This window comes from Leptolyngbya sp. FACHB-671 (assembly GCF_014695745.1).
Lineage (GTDB): Bacteria > Cyanobacteriota > Cyanobacteriia > Elainellales > Elainellaceae > JAAUTN01.
In genome coordinates, this window is the sequence record NZ_JACJOV010000085.1 from 33,948 (window position 1) to 54,458 (window position 20,511).

19 protein-coding genes are annotated in these 20,511 nt (G+C 49.5%); 13 read left to right on the forward strand and 6 right to left on the reverse strand.

What is annotated here, in order from left to right:
- Window positions 1-30: 30 nt before the first annotated feature.
- A complete protein-coding gene (locus H6F93_RS11110) occupies window positions 31-480 on the forward strand; it encodes a GNAT family N-acetyltransferase (RefSeq protein ID WP_190680671.1) in 450 nt (149 codons plus the stop codon).
- 145 nt (window positions 481-625) lie between these two features.
- On the opposite strand, the gene hemH is transcribed toward H6F93_RS11110, so the two are convergent.
- Window positions 626-1,789 (reverse strand): ferrochelatase, encoded by a 1,164-nt coding sequence (gene hemH, locus H6F93_RS11115; RefSeq protein ID WP_190644887.1) that lies wholly within the window; start codon window positions 1,787-1,789, stop codon window positions 626-628.
- Window positions 1,790-2,151: 362 nt separating this feature from the next.
- Between hemH and H6F93_RS11120 the strand changes: the two genes are divergently transcribed.
- A complete protein-coding gene (locus H6F93_RS11120) occupies window positions 2,152-3,318 on the forward strand; it encodes a site-specific integrase (protein WP_190680673.1) in 1,167 nt (388 codons plus the stop codon).
- Between the two features lie 212 nt (window positions 3,319-3,530).
- A complete protein-coding gene (locus H6F93_RS11125; protein ID WP_206755723.1) occupies window positions 3,531-4,727 on the forward strand; it encodes a DUF7453 family protein in 1,197 nt (398 codons plus the stop codon).
- A gap of 69 nt (window positions 4,728-4,796) precedes the next feature.
- Here the strand turns inward: H6F93_RS11125 and glgA are convergent, their stop codons facing one another.
- The 4 genes from glgA to H6F93_RS11145 all read right to left on the reverse strand — a co-directional run bounded on the left by glgA (window position 4,797) and on the right by H6F93_RS11145 (window position 8,775).
- Window positions 4,797-6,212 (reverse strand): glycogen synthase GlgA, encoded by a 1,416-nt coding sequence (glgA, locus tag H6F93_RS11130; RefSeq protein WP_190680678.1) that lies wholly within the window; start codon window positions 6,210-6,212, stop codon window positions 4,797-4,799.
- 97 nt (window positions 6,213-6,309) lie between these two features.
- On the reverse strand, window positions 6,310-7,272 hold the full coding sequence (gene hemC, locus H6F93_RS11135) for a hydroxymethylbilane synthase (protein WP_190680715.1): 963 nt from the start codon (window positions 7,270-7,272) through the stop codon (window positions 6,310-6,312).
- Window positions 7,273-7,494: 222 nt separating this feature from the next.
- Window positions 7,495-7,815, reverse strand: a complete 321-nt coding sequence (locus H6F93_RS11140) for a hypothetical protein (RefSeq protein WP_190680680.1) — start codon at window positions 7,813-7,815, stop codon at window positions 7,495-7,497.
- A gap of 183 nt (window positions 7,816-7,998) precedes the next feature.
- A complete protein-coding gene (locus tag H6F93_RS11145) occupies window positions 7,999-8,775 on the reverse strand; it encodes a phosphoribosylaminoimidazolesuccinocarboxamide synthase (protein ID WP_190680682.1) in 777 nt (258 codons plus the stop codon).
- A 295-nt stretch (window positions 8,776-9,070) separates the two neighbouring features.
- Between H6F93_RS11145 and H6F93_RS11150 the strand changes: the two genes are divergently transcribed.
- The 4 genes from H6F93_RS11150 (at window position 9,071) to H6F93_RS11165 (ending at window position 13,162) form a co-directional block, all read left to right on the forward strand.
- Entirely contained in the window at window positions 9,071-9,604 is a 534-nt protein-coding gene (locus H6F93_RS11150; RefSeq protein ID WP_199313633.1) for a GbsR/MarR family transcriptional regulator, read from the forward strand.
- Between the two features lie 39 nt (window positions 9,605-9,643).
- Window positions 9,644-10,993, forward strand: coding sequence for an efflux RND transporter periplasmic adaptor subunit (locus H6F93_RS11155; RefSeq protein WP_190680685.1), 1,350 nt, complete (start codon window positions 9,644-9,646; stop codon window positions 10,991-10,993).
- 60 nt (window positions 10,994-11,053) lie between these two features.
- A complete protein-coding gene (locus tag H6F93_RS11160; RefSeq protein WP_190680687.1) occupies window positions 11,054-12,271 on the forward strand; it encodes an ABC transporter permease in 1,218 nt (405 codons plus the stop codon).
- 171 nt (window positions 12,272-12,442) lie between these two features.
- On the forward strand, window positions 12,443-13,162 hold the full coding sequence (locus tag H6F93_RS11165; protein ID WP_190644896.1) for an ABC transporter ATP-binding protein: 720 nt from the start codon (window positions 12,443-12,445) through the stop codon (window positions 13,160-13,162).
- Window positions 13,163-13,267: 105 nt separating this feature from the next.
- Here H6F93_RS11165 and H6F93_RS11170 read toward each other — a convergent pair whose 3' ends face one another.
- The gene (locus H6F93_RS11170; RefSeq protein WP_190680690.1) at window positions 13,268-13,618 is read right to left on the reverse strand and encodes a hypothetical protein; all 351 of its coding nucleotides are present in this window, start codon (window positions 13,616-13,618) and stop codon (window positions 13,268-13,270) included.
- 338 nt (window positions 13,619-13,956) lie between these two features.
- On the opposite strand from H6F93_RS11170, the gene H6F93_RS11175 reads away from it, so the two are divergent.
- The 6 genes from H6F93_RS11175 to pgsA all read left to right on the forward strand — a co-directional run bounded on the left by H6F93_RS11175 (window position 13,957) and on the right by pgsA (window position 20,145).
- Window positions 13,957-14,544, forward strand: a complete 588-nt coding sequence (locus H6F93_RS11175; RefSeq protein WP_190680692.1) for a chemotaxis protein CheB — start codon at window positions 13,957-13,959, stop codon at window positions 14,542-14,544.
- Window positions 14,545-14,555: 11 nt separating this feature from the next.
- Entirely contained in the window at window positions 14,556-14,981 is a 426-nt protein-coding gene (locus H6F93_RS11180) for a hypothetical protein (RefSeq protein ID WP_190680694.1), read from the forward strand.
- Window positions 14,982-15,487: 506 nt separating this feature from the next.
- Window positions 15,488-16,117 carry a chemotaxis protein CheB gene (locus H6F93_RS11185; protein WP_190680696.1) on the forward strand — a complete coding sequence of 210 codons (630 nt, stop codon included), beginning with the start codon at window positions 15,488-15,490 and terminating at the stop codon, window positions 16,115-16,117.
- Between the two features lie 11 nt (window positions 16,118-16,128).
- Window positions 16,129-17,973 (forward strand): CheR family methyltransferase, encoded by a 1,845-nt coding sequence (locus H6F93_RS11190; protein WP_190680698.1) that lies wholly within the window; start codon window positions 16,129-16,131, stop codon window positions 17,971-17,973.
- A gap of 307 nt (window positions 17,974-18,280) precedes the next feature.
- The gene (locus tag H6F93_RS11195; RefSeq protein ID WP_190680700.1) at window positions 18,281-19,603 is read left to right on the forward strand and encodes a PAS domain-containing sensor histidine kinase; all 1,323 of its coding nucleotides are present in this window, start codon (window positions 18,281-18,283) and stop codon (window positions 19,601-19,603) included.
- A 17-nt stretch (window positions 19,604-19,620) separates the two neighbouring features.
- Window positions 19,621-20,145 carry a CDP-diacylglycerol--glycerol-3-phosphate 3-phosphatidyltransferase gene (pgsA, locus tag H6F93_RS11200; RefSeq protein WP_190680702.1) on the forward strand — a complete coding sequence of 175 codons (525 nt, stop codon included), beginning with the start codon at window positions 19,621-19,623 and terminating at the stop codon, window positions 20,143-20,145.
- Window positions 20,146-20,511 lie beyond the last annotated feature (366 nt).

Sequence of the window (20,511 nt, forward strand, 5' to 3'; positions counted from 1 at the left end):
ATTTTAAATGATGACTTTTGAGGATAACGGATGAAAGTTTTTCAAGCTCACTTTGAGCATCTCGAAGAAGTGACGAAGTTGTTTGACCAATATCGCGTCTTTTACCAGTCATCCTCAGATCTGGAAGCCGCCAGGGAATTTCTTCAAGAGCGTTTCCACAAGCAGGACTCAATTATCTTTGTAGTCCAAGATGAAGGGCGCATCGTCGGGTTTACACAGCTTTATCCCAGCTTTTCTTCAGTGTCGATGAAGCGGGTTTGGATTTTGAATGATTTGTTTGTGGAGCTAGCTTGGCGAAACAAGGGAGTTGCAAAGCTGTTGTTGAGAGCAGCAGAGGATTTTGCAAGAGAAACGGAAGCCGTTCGCATCACGTTAGCAACGCAAATTTCTAATACTGCTGCTCAAGCGCTCTATGAATCGCTTGGGTATTGCCAGGATGAAGCGTTTTATCACTATTCGCTACCGTTAGTGGCGGCGTAACAAACAATTTCTCCAGTGGTGTAGCAAGTCTAAAGCGTTGGGTTCCGCTCTGCTCCACCCAACCTACACAAATTACAGACGGTAAAACCGTAGGTTGGGTGAAGCGCAGCGGAACCCAACAGAATTCAGGCAGGTGCCGAGTTTGTTAGAGCAAGCCGACAAAGTGCAACGGGCCATGTCCACTGATTAACTCGATCAGCAGAGCAAGGAATCCCAACATAGCAAGCCGACCGTTCCAGACTTCGGCAGCAGTGGTCATGCCCCATTCCCACCGCTCTTGGGGGTAAAGTTTGGTGTCTTTGTCAGGACGCATCACTTCAGAGAGGTTGACGCTAGGTGAGTTCAGGGCATCTGTCACCATTTCAGCCAAGTCTTCAATGAAAACGGGGTGGGTGTTGAGCGCAGGAACTCGATGAAACTCGTGAATGCCTGCTTCTTCAGCTACTTCCCGATATTCCATGTCGATCTCTTGCAATGTCTCGATGTGTTCTGAGACAAAGCTGATCGGCACGACGAGCAGGTTTTGTACGCCTTCAGCGGCGAGTTCGGCGATCGCATCTTCCGTGTAGGGCTTCAGCCACTCCACTGGACCAACTCGACTCTGATAAGCCAGGGTGTGAGCGTTGGAGCGGTTGAGGGTTTGCATGATCAGGGCAGTGCATTCCTGGATTTCCCGCTGGTAGGGATCGCCTGCCTCTTCCACATAGCTAACTGGAACCCCGTGAGCGCTAAAGAAAATATGCACGTCGTCAGGGTTAGGGAACTTGTCTAGTTCTTGGGCGATCAGTTGCGCCATTGCCTGGAGATATCCAGGTCGGTTATACCAGGAGGTAATGACAGTATGTTCTACCTGATGCAGAGCTGGATCTTCCTGCCAGAGCGCTTCCAGCAGCCGGAAGCTAGAGCCGCTGGTGCTAATGGAGAATTGCGGATAGAGCGGTAGGATGACGAGCTTTTCGATGCGATCGCGCTTGATTCGGGCGATCGCCTCTTCGGTGAAGGGATACCAATAGCGCATCCCGATGTAAACCTGAGCGTCCTGTCCTTTTGCCTTCAACGAAGACTGAAGTGCCTTTGCTTGCTCTTCGGTAATCCGCCGCAGTGGAGAGCCGCCACCAATTTGCTTATAGTTTTCTTGAGACTTTTTGGCTCGGCTAGTAGATATCAGCCATGCCAGGGGTTTCTGCAACCAGGGGAACGGCAGACGAATGATCTCCGGGTCAGAAAACAGGTTGAACAGAAAAGGACGGACATCCTCCAACTGGTCTGGCCCACCTAGATTAAGCAGTAAAACCCCAACACGCCCCATAACGGTTACAGCTTCCCCAACGTTTTAATATTTGTTAATGATTTTAACAATGAAACTTACTGACTAACTCAGTCAGCAGCAAGATCAGCACCAAAATCCTCTCCATTCTCAGTGAAGTTGTTCACGAAATAGAGATTCCTATAGATGTTGACGTACTATGCGGTTTTTGAGCTACCCATGACATTATCGTTAAACTCACTGCTGAAATCAGGAAATTCCTCAACGGATCTTCCTGGTTCATCCAGATTTGGTTTAATGCTCATGGACTACTTGCTATCTTAAGTTCTTATTAAAGACTGGACGCTTGTTGATACGCAAGTTAAAACTTGCCATCTTGACTAGATTCGTCGTTATTTGTCGTTATGACTGATTCAACTGCGATCGATGCTCGAATTGTTCAGCTTAATCAACGCCTGAAGGTGGCTCGTCTGGGGCTACAGGTCGAGCGGCGGGGACAAAAGCTGAGCTTGCGGGGCACACTGCCGCCGCGACCGGGGAGCGATCGCCTGCGATCGCATCAGCAGCGCATCAGTTTAGATATTCCCGCTACAGCGGCAGGGCTAAAACAAGCGGAACAAACCGCTAAGGTCATTGCGGCACAGTTGATCCAAGATACGTTTGACTGGCGTGATTATTTGCCTCTGGTGGGCGGTGGACGGCTGCATCAGATGGATTTGGCTGAAAAGCTGGACGCTTTTGAGCAGCATTTTCTGGCACAGTCGCACACGGCTGACATGGCTTCGGTGAAAACGACCTGGAAGAAAGCCTATGCACCGTATTTGAATAAGCTGGGGGCGATCGCTCAAGCTCGTAACTTTACTTTGACGGAAGCAATTTACGCGACGGTGCAGTCTACGCCAAACAATTCCCGCAGCCGCCAGGTTTGCTGTACGGCTTTGAATGCTCTAGCCGAGTTTCTCAATCTGGAGTTGCCTACTCCGCTGAAGAGTTTGTGGGGAACTTACAGCCCTAGCCGGACTCAAATGCGGCGTTTGCCTTCGGATGAGGAGATTGTGAAGGCGATCGCTCAAATTCCCAACCCCAACTGGCGATTTGTCTATGGAGTCATGGCGACCTACGGGCTAAGAAATCACGAAGTCTTCTTCTGTGACTACGCTGCGCTGAAGCAGGGCAAGACCGAAGCCACAGTCGAAGTTTTGCCCACAACCAAGACTGGGCAGCACGAGGTCTGGCCCTTTTATCCAGAATGGGTTGAGCAGTTTAACCTGCGAGAGATATGTCTACCGCCAGTCAACATCGACCTGACGCAAACAACCCTACAGCGGATTGGGCAGCAAGTCACCGCTCAGTTTCGCCGTTATGATCTGCCCTTTTCACCTTATGACCTGCGCCATGCCTGGGCTGTAAGAACGATTCACTTTGGCTTGCCTGACACCGTTGCCGCTCAAATGATGGGACATTCGGTTGCAATTCACAATCGCACTTACCACCGCTGGATTACCCGTCGTGACCAGCGACAGGCTGTTGCCTCGGCTCTGAGTCAGAGTCAGATGAGTTGGCAGGGATAACTTGTCGCTCTGCAGTTTCGGTGTCATAAAGGACACAGTAAACAGGAAGCATCTAACAGCTACCCGTTTTTCACCTGAAGTTCTTATTTCTGGAGCCTGTTTGAATAATGCTAGCCACAAAGCGAGTAGCAACCGTAGCCCTATTAGGGTTGTCCTTTAGCCTGCTATCCAACGACTCTGCTCACGCTATCAGCTTCACTTTTACTAAGATCGTGGATACTAGCACTTTCATTCCCGACGGGACTGGGACTTTCACTGAATTCCGTGCGCCTTCTATCAGTGGCAGCAATGTGGCTTTTTTAGGCAGGGGCAATGGCTTTCAAGCGGGAATCTACACCAGCATGGGAGATGGGTTAGACAAAGTGGTTGATACTAATACTCCTATTCCTGGGATCTCTAATGGCTCTTTCACTGATTTTAGCGATCCTTCTATCAGTGGTAGCAATGTAGCTTTCTTGGGGCTTGGTGATGGTGGCTATCAAACAGGTATTTATCTCAGTACTGAGCAAGATTTGGCTGTAGTAGCAGACTTCAACACTCCTATTCCGAGTGGCAATGGTAACTTTGCTGGCTTCAATCCTCCCGATCTCAGTGGAGATAATGTAGCTTTCTTAGGAACTGATGGTCAGAGCAATCCCGGAATTTATCTCAATAGCGGAGATCAACTGACTGTAGTAGCAGACTTCAACACTCCTATTCCGGGCGGCAATGGTAACTTTATCAGTTTCCTCTCTCGTGCCGTAAGTGGAGACGGCGTAGCTTTTCTGGGAAGTGATGGTGGTTCCCAGGTGGGTATTTATACTAGTGTTGGAGGGAGTTTATCTGTAGTAGCGGATCGCAACACGCTTGATCCTGCTAGCAACAATAACTTCACTCCTGGCTTTTTCACTCCTCCTGCCTTAAGTGGAGATAACGTAGCATTTGGGGGAATCAGTGTTGGATGGGATCAGGCTGGAATTTATACGAAAGTAGGAAGCCAACTGAATGTAGTGGCAACAAATTCCCTCAATGGCGGAGTACTGGAATTCATTAACTTCATGAGCGTTCCTTCAATTAGTGGCAGTAATACAGCCTTTCTAACGGGCTTTGGCTCAGCAATTTACACGGATTTGGGTGGCTCTTTTGCAAGATTGATTGGGCGCGATGATACCTTAGATGGCAAAACGTTAGCGTCTGTTGATTTCAGCTCAACTTCTAATGGGTTGAGTGATAATTCTTTAGCATTCTTAGCTCGTTTTTCCGATGGTTCTCAAGGCATCTTTCGTGCAGATTTGGTTTCTCAACCTCCTCAACCGGAGCCAGTGCCAGAGCCTACCCCACTGTTGGGTTTGCTGCTAGTGGGAATATTGGGAGGAGCCTCACAGCGGCTTTCTCGCCCTCAACTCGATTCTAGAAATACTCCATCCTAGTAATACGACGACGCAACTTTGGTTTTACCATCCACCCCCTTAGGGGGTGGATGGTAAAACCAAACATTTCTAACCTACTAGCTCAGGCTGTTTCTTAGTGGGTTCTTCTTCGGGCAAACTGGCTGCTCGGTTGTAGATCTTGACGTATTCCTTGGCGTATTTTTCCCAGCTAAAGTCCTGGCTCATGCCACGCTTTTGCAGTTCTTTCCACTGCGGCTTGAACTGGAAGCCTTCCCAGGCTCTTACTAGACAGGTATACAGATCCAAAGGTTCGTAGCGATCGAAGCAATACCCGGTTCCCGTTCCTGTTGCTGGAACGTGATGCTGAACGGTATCGACTAAGCCGCCTGTGCGTCGTACGATCGGAACGGAGCCGTAGCGCAAAGCCAGCATTTGGCTAATGCCGCAAGGCTCAAATCGGGATGGCATTAGGAAAGCGTCGGTGCCTGCGTAAATTCGTCTAGACAGGGCATCGTTATAGAGCAGGTAGGCGGACATGCGACCGGGAAAGCGGGAGGCAATTTGCCAAAGCTGGGTTTCGTAGTAGCGATCGCCCGTTCCTAACACCACAAGCTGAGCATTGGTATAAGCCATGAAGCGATCGAGCATCTGAATTACCAAATCCAGCCCTTTCTGCTCAACCAGGCGTGACACCATGCCGATGAGGAAGGCTCCAGAATTGACCTCTAAGCCGACCTCTTCCTGAAGCGCAATTTTGTTTGCTTTGCGGTTGTCTACTGTCTCTGCCGTGAAAGTTTTGGCAATGTGCTTATCCACAGCCGGGTCATACGCCTGAGTGTCAATGCCGTTGAGAATGCCAACTAGCTTACCGCTGATGAAGGAAAGCAAGCCTTCCAGCGTTTCGCCATAGGCTGGGGTTTGAATTTGCTGGGCGTAGGTGGGCGAAACGGTATGCACGACATCCGCAAACTGTACGGCAGCAGCCATTGTGTTGTGTCCTTGCATATACCAGGGGCACCAGGTCATGCGCTCTAGTTTCCAGCGCCACGGCCCTTGATAAGCCAGATTGTGGATGGTGAATACGGTACTGATATCAGGAGATTGGTGCATCCACACGGGAATCATGCCCGTATGCCAGTCGTGACAGTGAATGACCTGAGGTTTCCAGTAGTTCCAGGCAAACTCAGCCGCACCGTTGGCAAAGAGGGTAAACCGCCAATCTTCGTCTTCGCCGCCGTAGATGTTGCGACCGGCGAAGGACAGGTGCCCAAACAGGTAAAGCGGAATGTCTGAGCCAGGTAGAGTAGCCTCGTAGACATCGAAGCTCTCGAACATGGCAGAGCCAGACCAGACCGGATCTGGAGGAATCTCAATCTTGTCAGGCATGAAGCCGTAGTAGGGCATGAAGATGCGGACATCATGGCCCATGTCTTTTAGGACTTTGGGTAAGGCCCCAACTACGTCTCCCATGCCGCCGACTTTGGCAAGTGGCGCTGCTTCCGCTGCAACAAACAGAATTCGCATCTGACCTGATTTCCCTCGCGATATTAATCCACTAGAACAAGTCTAAGGGGGCGTGGCGATCGGGCCTAGAGCAGATTGAGAATGCGTAAGTTTCTGATTAAGAACCGCGCTGAATTTGGGTAAAGATTTCGTTCAAAATCTCCTGTGCGCCCTGTTGCTTCAAGCGGTTCGCCAGGTCAATGCCTAACTGCTCTGCCTGATCAGCTGTGCCAGTCAGGGTATCTTTAACCAGGGTTTGTCCATCCAGGCTAGCGACAATGCCTGTTAGCGTCAGGGTGTCGCCCTGCAAGCTGGTGTTTACGCCGATGGGAACCTGACAGCCGCCTTCTAATTCACGCAGAAAGGAGCGTTCGGCATAGCAGCGGTAGGCTGTGGGCGGATGTTCTAGGGCTTTTAGCAGCGACAGAATTTCGTTATCTTCGGCGCGGCACTCGATGCCTAGTGCGCCCTGACCGACCGCATGGAGGGAAACTTCGGGGGAGAGGACTTGGTGGATGCGATCGCCCATTCCCAACCGTTGCAACCCCGCTACTGCCAGAATAATTCCGTCATATTCGCCTGCATCTAGCTTGCCCAAGCGAGTATTCAGGTTGCCGCGAATGTCTTTAAAGGTGAGATGAGGATAGTGGTGACGCAGTTGAGCCAGTCGCCGCAAGGATGAAGTGCCGATCACTGCGCCTTCGGGCAAGGTGTCGATTTGCTTATCCTTGTGGTTAGCGTGGACGACCAGCGCATCTGCGGGGTCTTCTCGCTCGGTAACGCAGCCGAGTATCAAACCTTCGGGCAGGCGGGTGGGTAAATCTTTGAGAGAGTGAACCGCAAAGTCAATTTCTCCCTCGATCATCCCCACTTCTAGCTCTTTGGTGAATAGCCCCTTGTCGCCAATTTTGGCTAGCGCCACATCCAGAATCTTGTCGCCATGGGTGCTCATGGTGTGGACTTCAAAGGTTCGGTCTGGAAAGGCTTTCTGTAGATGCTCTTGCACCCAGTGAGTCTGAACGAGTGCGAGCTGGCTCTTACGGGAACCGATGCGGATGGTACGGGGAGGACTTGCGATCATTTGTGAAGCGTTGTTTAGAAAACTTACGAATGTTAAGCGAGCAGGCGATTTCAGCCGCCTAATCAGCTTAGCGTAGGGGGTCATCTTTAGGAAGAGAAGGGGCTAGGGGCTGGGGGTTAGGGGCTAGGGGTTGAGGAGCTGCGCTCCGGTAATTCCCGATTTCCGCCCGTAGTGAGTAGCCTAATCCTGCTGGTTAAGAATAATTAACGCGATCGCCTTCCCCTAACCCCCGACCCCTAGCTCCTCTCTCTCATCCCAGGTTGCGACGGGACGCAGTACAGCCGGAATTTCTTGATCGTAGGGAAATTCTAAAATCGTTTCCCGCAAGCCCAGATAGCCTGATTCGCTGAAGGACAGCAGCATTCGCTGGAGCGCAAGCCAGATTTCGGATTCGTATTCCCATTCCCGGTCGAAGGGAGCTTGAGCGGCGATCGCCTTCAAGGCCCAGAAATAGGTGTTTCGTACTACGGGTCCGTTCTTTTTGTAGGGCGGCACATCTTCGGGATGCAAAAACAAAACCTGGTCTTCGATTCTCGCTCTCATGCGGTTAACTTACGCCTTTGGCGTAATGGATTAGTGCATTAGTATTACTCTTTCAAACATATCAAATCCCTCATAGTGCTAGCCGCACACTGTAGGATACGTCTTTGCGTGAAAGTTCCCGCGCAGCGGGAACTTTCACGCAAAGACAATTCGATCAAGGCGCGTAGCGCTGGATCGAATCACTCAAAAAGTGCGTTCTTGTAGGACTGTTCCATCGTTGGCTACAACGACATAGCGATATTGTTGGGGGGCAACTTGCCAGAAGCGTTCTAGCTGGGCTTGGCTGTAGTTGGTTGGAACGTTAATTTCAAAGTATCCGTTTTCAGGTACCCAGGCGATCCACCAATCGGCGGCATTCCAGCCAAGGGTGCGCCAGAACTGAAGGCGAGTGGTTCTTTCCTGTTCTGTGGAAATTGGGAATCGGACTTGTCGCCAGGAGGGGTTACCTGCGTTTCGCAAGCTGTCGGGGTTAAAGTTTGGGGTAATGATTGGCAAATAGTTGTAATACCAGCTATATCTGGCTTTTTCGGTGAGCAGCGTGTAGCTGGAGCAAGCGTCGTAGGGGGTAAAGAGCAAGCGACCGTCGCTGGCATAGATGCGATAGGGAGCGGCACCCGTGACCTGATTCATGGCTTCTTGCTCTTCGGGAGTAAGCTGGTCATAGGTTGGAAAGGTCCGTAAGGCTTCAATTACCTGCTGCTTCTGGGTTCCGGTGAGGCGCTCAAATTCTGCGGTGAGGGTAATGCGATCGCCCTCTAAAGAGCCAAAGGGGTTGACTTCGCCCCAAGGAGGGTTAGTTTGCTGCTGTAACTCGCGCCACATCCGTTCCATTACGGGTTGATAGGGTTCCAGAGTGCCAATGGAACCGGCACAGTTTGCTTGAGCAGGGGCGATCGGCATCAACAGATTGATCGCGACTGTAGCGGGAGCTAACCAGAATAAAGCTTTAAGTTTGAGCATTGAGAGAGATTCGTAACTTAGAAATTTGTGGCGTACAAGGTCAATTTTGTTACACCCGGACGGGCGATCGTTATCCTCTCATCGGGTGATTTGAGGTCGCTGTCAGGTTGAGAAATCACTCTATAGAACTAGTCAAGCGGGTGAGGTGCGATCGCCCAGACAAATCTACGGTGGAAGTAGTTCTAGAGCTAGCTCTTACGGTTCAAGCGGGGTAATCCGTCCATCCATTTTGTTCAGTAAGTACTGAACATTCAAAATCTATCGATCTATAATGTAAACAAAGGTTAAAGCATACTTGACAGCACTGACAGCAGCAGCATTGGACAATAAACCAGTTGAACGAGTTGAGTTAAGTCACTTCGTTGAAGAAGTGGGACTGATGTTTGAGGCAGTTGGGTTGCCTCGGATGGCAGGGCGAATTTTTGGCTGGCTGCTGATTGCCAATCCGCCGCATCAGTCAATGGGTGATCTAGTTGAGGTTTTGCAAGCTAGCAAAGGTTCGATTAGCACCATGACTCGCTTACTGATTCAAATTAGTTTGATCGAGCGGGTTAGTTTTCCAGGACAGAGACGTGACTACTTCCAAATTAAGCCACACGCCTGGTCGCAGCTAAGCCAACAGCGAATGACTCAAATTACGGCATTTCGTCAACTGGCTGAGCGGGGGCTTGAGCTACTGGCTGATCAGCCTCTCCCACTGCAACAACGCTTGCAGGAAATGCACGACATGCACGCTTTTCTAGAGAGAGAGATGCCTCTGCTCGATCAGCGATGGCAACAGGAGCAAGAACAACGACGATTGACAGAAACGCCAGAATCCACGTTCTGAGTAATTTAATTTTTACCCACCTTTTCCCTATTTATGGTTATGGAACTTCCCTTAATCGGCAAAATTCGCCCGCCTGCCCGTTGGGTGCTGGGGTTGATTGCGGCTGGTTTAGTTGGAACTGGCGCAGCTTCTTTCCTGGTGATTCGGCAGCAGGCTACGGCACCTGATATTTCATCGCTGACAGTTCCGGTCGAGTCTGAGGCGGTGACGATTCGGATCACGGCTAGCGGTACGGTGCAGCCTGTGCAAACGGTCAACCTTAGCCCCAAAGAGACAGGGCTATTGGCTGAACTGTACGTAGAGCAGGGCGATCGCGTCACCCAAGGGCAAGTCATTGCCCGCATGGAAAGTGAATCTGTCGAAGCAGAGTTAGCCCAGGCACAAGCTAGAGTTTCTCAGTCTAGAGCGAACCTTTCTGAGATCAGAGCTGGCAACCGTCCTGAAGAAATTGCTCAGGCTCAAGCAGGGGTTTCGCAAGCTGAGGCACGGGTCGAAGAAGCCCAGGCTCGCGTCAACCTGGCAGAGGAACGAGTTCGGCGCAACCGTCAGCTAGAGGCTGAGGGGGCAATTTCTACCGACGATTTGGACCAGGTGTTGAATGAGGCTGAAACCGCCAGAGCAGCCCTGGCACAAAACCGAGCCAGCCTGCAAGAGACGCAAGAAACGCTACAGCTTCAAAGAAACGGCAGCCGTCCCCAAGATATTGAAGAAGCCGAGGCTCAGCTTGCTGAGGCTCAGGCTAATCTGAAAGCGGTTCAAGTCAGGTTAGAAGATACCTACATTCGTGCGCCGTTTTCGGGCATTGTGACGCAGAAATATGCGACCCCAGGCTCCTTTGTTGCGCCTGCGACTTCTGCTTCTGATGTGAGTTCTGCGACTTCGACCGCGATTGTGGCGATCGCTACCGGACTCGAAATCTTGGCAGAAGTGCCCGAAGTGGACATCAACCAGATCAGCGTTGGACAACCTGTAGAAATCAACGCAGACGCTTACCCCGAGCAGGTATTTCAAGGACGGGTAAAGCTAGTTGCGCCAGAAGCCGTAGTTGAGCAAAACGTCACCTCATTTCAGGTGCGAATTGACCTGGAAACGGGTGAGGACAAGCTGCGCTCTGGCATGAATGTAGACGTGGAATTTATTGGCGACGAGTTAAGTGATGCCTTAGTAGTGCCAACGGTAGCGATCGTCACCCAGGATGGACAGGAAGGTGTGTTGGTTCCTGATGACAAGAACCGCGCTCGCTTTAAGCCCGTCACCATTGGCTCTCAAATCGGCAACCAGACCCAAGTGTTAGAAGGCATCGAAGAAGGCGATCGCATCTTCATTGACCTTCCCCCCGGACAAGATTTGGAGAACCTTAACTTTGGTCAAGACCAGCAGGAGGAATAAAAACTCACTTTTTATATCTTCTAGCTCTTACTCCCTAGCCCCTAATTTCTCTCTCCTCTCATGAACATCACCGAAAGCCTCAAAATGGCGCTCAGAACCCTCACTGCGAATAAGCTTCGCAGTGGACTCACTATGTTGGGAATTGTCATCGGCAATGCCTCTGTGATTGCGATGGTGGGTTTGGGTGAAGGCGCACAAACTTACGTGTCTGGTCAAATTGAAGGACTCGGCCCAAACGTTTTGTTTGTGTTGCCGGGAACGCCAGAGTCACAGCGGGCTAGCTTTAACCAGCCCAAAACGCTGGTGTTGGATGACGCAGAGGCGATCGCCGCCCAAGTCGGCTCGGTGCAAGGTGTTGCGCCAGAGTTTAATGATGCCGGACTGGTGACTCAGGGTAACCGCAGCACTAATGCGACTATTGTTGGCACTACGCCATCTTTTCCAGAAGTGAGAAACTTTGATCTGGCGCAGGGGCGGTTTTTCACCGATTCGGATATGCAGCGCAGCAGCCAGGTTGCGGTGATTGGGCAACAAATGGCAGAGCGGCTGTTTGTGAACGAAGACCCAGTTGGGCAAAATATTCGGATCAAAAACAACAGTTTTCAAGTGATTGGAGTGCTGGACGAAAAAGGCTCCAATTTGGGTCTGAATTATGACGATGCGGTGCTGGTGCCGCTGATTACGATGTCGCGTCGGCTAGTTGGGCAAACGTCACCTTACGGGATTGAGCTAACCTACATTGCGGTTTCGGTCAACAACGAAAGCAATATCAGAGCGGCTGAGTTTCAGATTACAAACCTGCTGCGACTGCGGCACCAGGTTGTGGATGAGGATGACTTTATCATCAACAGTCAAAAAGACTTGCTGGAGATTACAGGCACCATTACTGGAGCACTGACGATTTTGCTGGCGGCGATCGCCGGAATCTCTCTCTTTGTGGGCGGCATCGGCATCATGAATATCATGCTCGTCTCGGTTAAAGAACGGACTCAGGAAATCGGCTTAAGGAAGGCGATCGGTGCTTCTCAGCAAGATATTCTGGTGCAGTTCATGATTGAGGCAGTTATTCTCTCTGCGGTCGGTGGCATTGTGGGAACAGGTATCGGAGTCGGCGGCGCACTACTGATTGGATTGGTGACACCTTTCCAACCCGGAATCTCTATCGCTGCGGTTGCGGTTGCGGTCACTGTCTCAGGCACCATCGGGCTTTTCTTTGGCGTAGTTCCAGCCCGACAAGCTGCTCGACTTGACCCAATCGTAGCCCTTAGAAGCGCTTAGTTTAGTCATGAGTTGTGGGTCTTGTGTAGGGGCGAAGCGTTCGGTAGATAACCGATTGAAAATATCGAAAATTGTTGCCCGAACGCTTCGCCCCTACAAGCTCCTCGGACAAACTAAGAGTTCTCAAATATCTTCTCAAATGCAAAACTCCTAACGCAAAACGCAAAACTCATGTCTAAAGCCATCATTCAACTCGAACATATCTCCAAGATCTATGGTTCTGGCAATACTGAGGTGCGGGCGCTGTCAGACGTGAGTTTGACCGTGGAAGCAGGTGAATATTGCGCGATTATGGGTGCTTCGGGTTCCGGCAAATCGACGGCAATGAATGTGATTGGCTGTCTCGATCGCCCCACCGACGGTTGCTATTACCTGGATGGTGTAGATGTGGCGGGGTTAGAAGATACTGAGCTGGCCCATATTCGTAATCGCAAAATTGGGTTTGTGTTTCAGCAGTTTCACCTGTTGCCTCAGTTGACAGCGATGGAAAATGTGATGCTGCCGATGGTATATGCGGGAATTCCTACTCGCGATCGCCAAGACCGCGCCGCTGAAGCGCTAACGCGAGTGGGTCTGGCTAACCGTCTCAACAATAAGCCCACCCAGCTTTCGGGTGGACAACAGCAGCGGGTGGCGATCGCCCGTGCTATTGTGAACCAGCCTGTGCTGCTGCTGGCAGATGAGCCGACGGGCGCTTTGGACTCTCACACCACTCAGGAAGTGATGAATATTTTTGGTGAACTCAATGCCAGCGGCATTACTGTTGTGATGGTGACGCACGAGTCAGAAGTCGCCAAAATGAGCAAGCGTGTCGTCTGGTTTCGAGATGGCAATGTGATTCACTCTTATCTTGCGCCCGAAGACTTGGGACAGGTAGCGATCGCCCCCTAGAAGATTTCTAGGAAGAATACCCTTGGCGTAGGCTGAGTGGAGTATCGCGAAACCCAACAATAGGAGCTTGCGTTGGGTTCCGCTTTGCTTCACCCAATCTAACGATTATGAAGATTGTGGGTTAGTGGAGTTTTCCTGCTTAATTCTCTTGGCTTCTGCTAAATATTGTTTATTAGCTTCTACGTGCACCTGAGCCGCTTTTAAATGTTCCTCAACGGCTTGCTCGTACGCTTCCACTGCTGTTTCTCCCCCTGCTTCAGCGAGCTGTGCAAATTCGAGCGACTTTTTTGCGTACTGCTGAATCTTTTCACCCGCTCGCTTCATCGTCTGTCCCAGGTGTTCAGAACCTTGAGTTTCAAGCGATCGCCCTATTTCATACACATGTTTGCCGTGTTGCCATGATTCCTCTGCATGTTTTTGAGCAAGCCTGACATTCTCTAATGACGGCTGATGCATTAAGTTGAAACCTCTCTATGTTTTTAAGTGGTGTTTTTAGACGTTGGGTTCTATGTTTACCAACGGCTGAAGGTGTTTGAGTTCCATTATTTTTTTGTAAGCCTTTAGCCGCACAACAGCCATCTGTCTTTAGGCAGTAGCTAATCCGTTCAATTGCACACTGGAGTGTAGAGGTAAGCCGAAAGTATGAAGCGCTAATCTTATGTAGGGCAGGAATATAGGTTTGGCTATCAAACAGTTTTACTGCATGAGGCGCAAAACCTTAATTCTTAATTGCTGGATTGATTCTGGTAAGAATCAGTGGAAGTTGGCTAAAGTTTAAGTAACAGTCAAAGTAAATGTGCGAATATGCGTCCGCTTCTCCAATCGTGGTAATTGGAGCCTCCGCTGGAGGAGTGCAGGCTTTACTAGAGTTAGTGCAGCTATTGCCAGCCAATTTTGGGGCAAGCATTTTTATTGTGTTGCACACTTCTCCTACCCTACCCTCACGACTGCCCAAACTGCTACAAACCGCGGGACATCTCTCAGTAACTCATGCTGTCGATCAGGCTGAAATTCACCCCGAACATATCTATGTTGCACCACCAGACCGTCACCTCTTGATTAAGCCTGGGTGGATGCAGGTGGTATTAGGCCCAAAAGAAAATCGCTTTCGTCCTGCGATTGATCCTTTGTTTAGAACTGCGGCTCTAGCTTACGGCGATCGCGTGATTGGCGTTTTGCTATCGGGTGCGCTCTACGACGGCACGGCCGGGTTGTTTGACATTAAGCAACACGGCGGACTCACGATTGTTCAAGACCCTGAAGAAGCTTTTGTTTCTGCTTTACCGAGACACGCAATTGCTCACGTTGCGGTAGACCACATTCTACCTATTGCTGGTATTGCTCAGTTGTTATCTACGTTTAGTGAGCAGCTTTCAGCTTAGGAGAATTACAGATGCCAAATGAAGAAATACAGCCCGATCCAGTAGAAATGAGCCAGAGCATGTTTGAAGACTACGACATGCCTGGAAAGCACACCGTCCTGATTTGTCCTGAATGCGGAGGGACGCTATGGGAAATTCGCAGAGACAGTCTAATTAACCTTCAATGTCATGTAGGTCATGCCTATTCGTTAGAGAGTTTTTTAGAAGACCAGGCTGAAGAGGTTGAGCGTAACCTATGGAAAACATTGCGAACGCTGAAAGATAGAGCCGAAATCTTTCGTCAACTGGCAGCCGAGCATTCTCGGCAGGGCAATTTAGTTGCCGCACAACAGCTTGAAGTGCAGATTGAGAATGCGCTACAACGGGCTAAACTGTTGTGTCAGGTCTTGCAAATCGGTGAGCTTAAACCTGATCCAGAACTGCTTTTCCCAAGTTAAACTTTAGGTTTAGGCTAATAGTTACTTGAACTGATTGTTAGTGAGGAGGCGATCGCGCAAATGCAGTTAAAAAGTTAAAAAGTTAAAAAGTTAAAAAGTTAAAAAGTTAAAAAGTTAAAAAGTTAAAAAGTTAAAAAGTTAAAAAGTTAAAAAGTTAAAAAGTTAAAAAGTTAAAAAGTTAAAAAGTTAAAAAGTTAAAAAGTTAAAAAGTTACTTCGGCTACGTTACTTTCCTCAAAATTTGCCAAAATTCCCCTTTAACAGGGATGTTTGATTTCCCTTTTAAGGGGAATTTGGCTCCAGTTTTTTCCTTCTCAGGGGAGGCTAGAGGAAGCGAGCGCAAAGACTTTAACTTTTTGATCATCCTTTGAGACTCAAGCTAGACTTAGAGCAAAATTGCGAATCAGTCGATTGTTACGTTCCTGTAGAACTATCGGTTGCAAACCTTAATAACAGGTAATCTTAAGTTTGGTAGACGAGCCCGCTTTAGTTGGTTGAAACTGAGCAATGCAACACTTTATCGCTGATCCCAATAGTGCTCATTTTGCCTCCTCTGCCGATGTCGCCTCTAAGGTAGTTGCGATTGCCTCTTCGGCGGGTGGGCTAGATGCTTTGATTCAAGTTTTGTCAGGTTTGCCTACCGATTTTCCTGCTGCGGTCGCGGTCGTGCAGCATCTTTCTCCCCACTATCGCTCTCAAATGGCAGAGATTTTAAATCGGCGAACTGCCCTATCGGTCAAGGAAGCGAAGACCGGGGATCTGCTCAAGCCAGGATGTGTTCTCATTGCACCCCCCGATCACCATTTGTTGATCAGTAGCGATAGATCGGTGATACTCAATCAAGCTGCAAAAGTTCGTTTTTCTCGCCCTGCGGCTGACATCTTATTTAACTCGATCGCCGAAATCTACAAAGAACGGGCGATCGCAGTTGTGCTAACTGGTAAAGATGGCGATGGCGCGGTCGGCTCTCAGACAATTAAACAGATGGGTGGAATTGTGATTGCTCAGGACGAAGCTACTTCCAAATTTTTTAGTATGCCTGACGCTGCTATTCAAACGGGAGTCGTTGACTTTGTGTTGCCCCTGACTGATATCCCTACCACTCTAGTTAGGTTGGTGATGCAGCGGGTTGCATAAAGGACTATCGAATGAACACAAACGATGAAGATGCTGTATTTGAGGCACTTCTAGATTATCTCAAACGAGCCAGAGGTTTCGATTTTACGGGCTACAAGCGCTCTTCATTGAAGCGACGAGTGCACAAGCGGATGGCATCAAGAGGCATCAACCGCTTTGAGGATTATCTAGATTACCTGGAAGTCTATCCCAACGAGTTTGCAGAATTGTTCAATACGATTCTGATCAACGTCACCAGCTTTTTTCGGGATCAGGCTGCTTGGAGCTATCTACAGGAACACATCATCACTTCTTTAATCTGGGGAAAGCCAGAAGACGAACCGATTCGGGTTTGGAGTGCGGGCTGTGCGTCGGGTGAAGAAGCCTACACTTTGGCGATCGTTTTGGCTGAAATTTTGGGAGATGAGCAGTTTCGGCAGCGGGTCAAAGTTTATGCCACAGACGTAGATGAAGAGGCGTTGGCTCAGGCTCGTCAGTCTAGCTACAGCACTAAAGAGCTTGAGCCAGTTTCGCTGGAGTTGCGAGAGCGATATTTTGAGCCATTGGGCGATCGCTTCACCTTTCGGGCTGACCTGCGCCGTTCGGTGATCTTTGGTCGTCATGATCTGGTGCAAGATGCTCCGATTTCTCGGCTTGACCTGTTGGTTTGCCGCAATGCGCTGATGTATTTTAATGCTGAAGCTCAAGCTCGCATCCTAAACCGCTTTCACTTTGCGCTGCGAGACTCTGGCATCTTATTTTTAGGCAAAGCGGAGATGCTGCTGTCTCATGCCAATTTATTCACACCCACGAATTTGCAGCATCGAATTTTTAGTAAAGTCCCGCGGATTAATTTGCGCGATCGCTTTTTGTCCTTTTCACAAGCCAATGATGATAGGGTAAGCACCGATTTATCTAGCTATGTCCGGCTTCGAGAAGTCGCTTTTGATAAGTCTCTAATTCCACAAATGGTTGTAGATGTCAACGGCAACCTGATATTTGCTAATTCGTCTTTGCGCGTCATGTTTGGGCTGGTGCAACAAGACCTGGGGCGACCGCTGCAAGACCTGGAAATTTCTTATCGACCGCTAGAGCTGCGTTCTCAAATTGAGCAGGTCTATGCCAACCATCAAACGATCATCGTGAGGGACGTGACCCGCCAACAGTTAGATGGCAGAGTTCAGCATTTGGACGTGCGAATTGCGCCTCTAGAAGATGACAACGGCGAAGTTATGGGAGCTAGCGTTGCCTTTACTGATGTCAGTCGCTATCACGAGCTTCAGCAAGAAATTCAAAACTCTAATCAAAAACTAGAAACCGCGAACGAAGAGCTTGAGTCTAGCAATGAGGAACTAGAGACGACGAACGAAGAGCTTCAGTCTACCAATGAAGAACTGGAGACGACGAACGAAGAGCTTCAGTCTACCAACGAAGAACTGGAGACGATGAACGAAGAACTCCAGTCTACGAATGAGGAGCTTCAGACGATCAACGATGAACTACGTCTACGTACCCAAGAACTGAACGAGGCAAATGCTTTCCTAAACTCCATCCTGACTAGCATGAAGGCTGGGGTGATTGCCCTCAATCGTCAGTTTCAAGTGATTAGCTGGAACAGTGAAGCAGAAAATCTGTGGGGGCTACGTAACTCAGAAGTGCAGGGCGAATCGTTGTTTAACCTGGACATGGGTTTGCCCGTTGACCAGTTGCGAGACATGATTCGTCGCTCTTTACTAGGAGAAAAAAACTCCCTGGAAATTACTCTAGATGCCGTCAATCGCAGGGGACGAAAGATTAAGTGTCGGGTGGTGTGCAATCCCATGTTTGACTCTGAAGAAACCACCCAGGGTGTCATCTTAGTCATGGAAGAAGCTTGAACTTGCTCCACCCAACCTCCATCAGAAGATTTGTCAGTCAATCAGCTATTCGCAACTTTCAAAAGGAAGACAGATTTTTTTTCTACCGCAGATTACCAATCTCCCTGTGGAGACGTGGCAAGCTGATTTGAGAACGCTAAAATCTCAGTAATCTGCTAATTTCTAAGCTGGTGATACTTGTTTGAACTGAGACGTAACAGATTCTTTCGTATTAAGCTTGGCAGTATCAAGCCCCTCCTGAAGTTTCTAGAGGCAGTTGATTAATCACTCTATGCCCCCTTAAGCTTTGCAGTAAAGCGATCGCCCTATGAACATAGCTGACTTTGAGCAACAGGTCAGAGGTGCCCAGAACCGGCTAGACAACATCCTTCAAGCTGCCAGCCGCAACTCAGCTCAATCTGATTCATTTGATCTCTCCTTAGAAGGGCTAACTGAGGAACTGCACGTTTCTTTGGAAGAACTCTACGTCGCCCTTGAAGAACTAAACACTCAAAACGAAGAGCTAAAGATTAGCCAGAAGGCACTCGTTGCAGAACGTAAGCGCTACCAAAATCTGTTTGAGCTTGCTCCAGATGGGTATCTGGTGACTGACCTGAACGGGATGATTCGAGAAGCAAACTGGGCCGCAGCAACGATGTTAGGCATCCCCCAAGAGTTTTTGGTCGGTAAGCCACTGATAAACTACGTCATCGATACAGATCGAAGAAGATTCCGCAACAAGTTGAGCGAGTTGCCGAGCCTACGCCGCCTCACCGATTGGGAAATTCAGATGCAGCCCCGCAAGGGGGAGCCGTTTCCGGTGGCGATTGCCATTTCAACCATTCGCAACTCGGCAGGCGAAATTACTGACATGCGCTGGATCATTCGAGATATCAGCCAACTCAAGCAGGCAGAGGCAGCCATTCGCGACCAGCTTGCCGCAGAGAAGCAACTTAGCGAATTAAAATCTCGAATCATTCAAACTATTTCTCATGAGTTTCGTACTCCTCTTACGGTCGTTCGTACCTCAATTGAAATTTTGGAGCATTACAGCGATCAGTTAGACGAAGCCAAAAAAGAAAATTACTTCCATCGAATGAAAGCTGCAATCCAGTACACGACCCGGCTATTTGAAGGGGTCTTGATCCTAGATGAAGTGGAGTCTAATCGACTAGAAATCCAACCTTCCCCAGTTCAGTTAGAGCAGTTTTGCCAAAAGCTGATTGATGAAGTTCAGTTGACTAGCGCGATCGCCCACACGATTCATTTTGTCTATGAAGGAGAACAGCGCCCCGCCAGTTTTGATCGCATTTTGCTGAAGCAAGTGTTTGGAAATCTGCTGTCTAATGCGGTGAACTATTCCTCTGACTCCAGCAATATTTACGTAAAGTTGACGCACGAGGAAACTCAGGTCATTTTTCAGATCCAAGATGAAGGGGTTGGCATTTCTGCTGAAGAACTGCCGCATTTGTTTGAGCCTTTTTATAAAATTGGGAACGGCAAAAACGCTTCAGGAGCCGGACTGGGGTTGGCGATCGCTAAAAGGATCGTTGATTTGCACGGAGGCACCATTACCCTGAACAGTGAAGTTGGCATAGGCACGACCGTCACCGTCACACTTCCGCTCAGCAACCCCACAGACGAACCCTAAATATCGACTGAACTGACATGAATTTACCAACCTGGATCACCTTCTCTCGTCTGCTAGGGGTGCCGCTGTTGCTGTACTTGCTATATCAGCCAACGGAACAAACTCGCTGGATCAGCGTGGTGATCTTCCTGATTGCCGCCGGTACAGATTGGTTGGATGGCTATTTGGCGCGGCGACTCAACCAGGTGACTGATCTGGGCAAGTTTCTCGATCCGCTGGTTGATAAGCTGCTGGTGTTGGCTCCGCTGTTAGCGCTGATTGAGTTAGGTCAGGTGCCTGCCTGGGGCGTATTTCTAATTTTGGCGAGGGAATTGACGGTTGCCGGATGGCGGGTCAGCCAAACCACTATTTCTGGCGCAAATATCTGGGGCAAGCTGAAGACAGTGAGCCAGATTGTGGCGATCGCCCTTCTCATCGCTCCGTTACCTGCCGCTTGGACAACGCTTTCACTAGTCGCCTTCTGGATCTCAGTACTGCTTACCTGGATCTCTGGTGCCATTTACCTGATGCCCAAAACCGCTTCATCTCCAAGTCCCCAGTAAGGGGCATAGCATTCAGTTTTCCCCACGTCCCTGTAGGCGTGCGGTGCGCCCCTCCCACTGCAACATCTTCCAGCCGTTTCCAGATGGGTAAAGCCATAGCGTAAGGGGGCAGTTCGCGAACTGCCCCTACCGTCACAGCAAGCTCAAGGTGTTGGGTTCCGCTGCGCTCCACCCAACCTACGGTTCTACAGGTTGTGTAGGTTGGGTGAAGCGCAGCGGAACCCAACATTTAAAGCCTGCTATCAGCATTCAACAGGACTTACGCAGATGTACTAAATGTGGTGGTCAGCTTAGCCCAATTTCATAGCAAGAGTGGGTGATTTGAGTTGCCCAATCAAATAGTGGGATAACAGTCTGCTCTTGAGT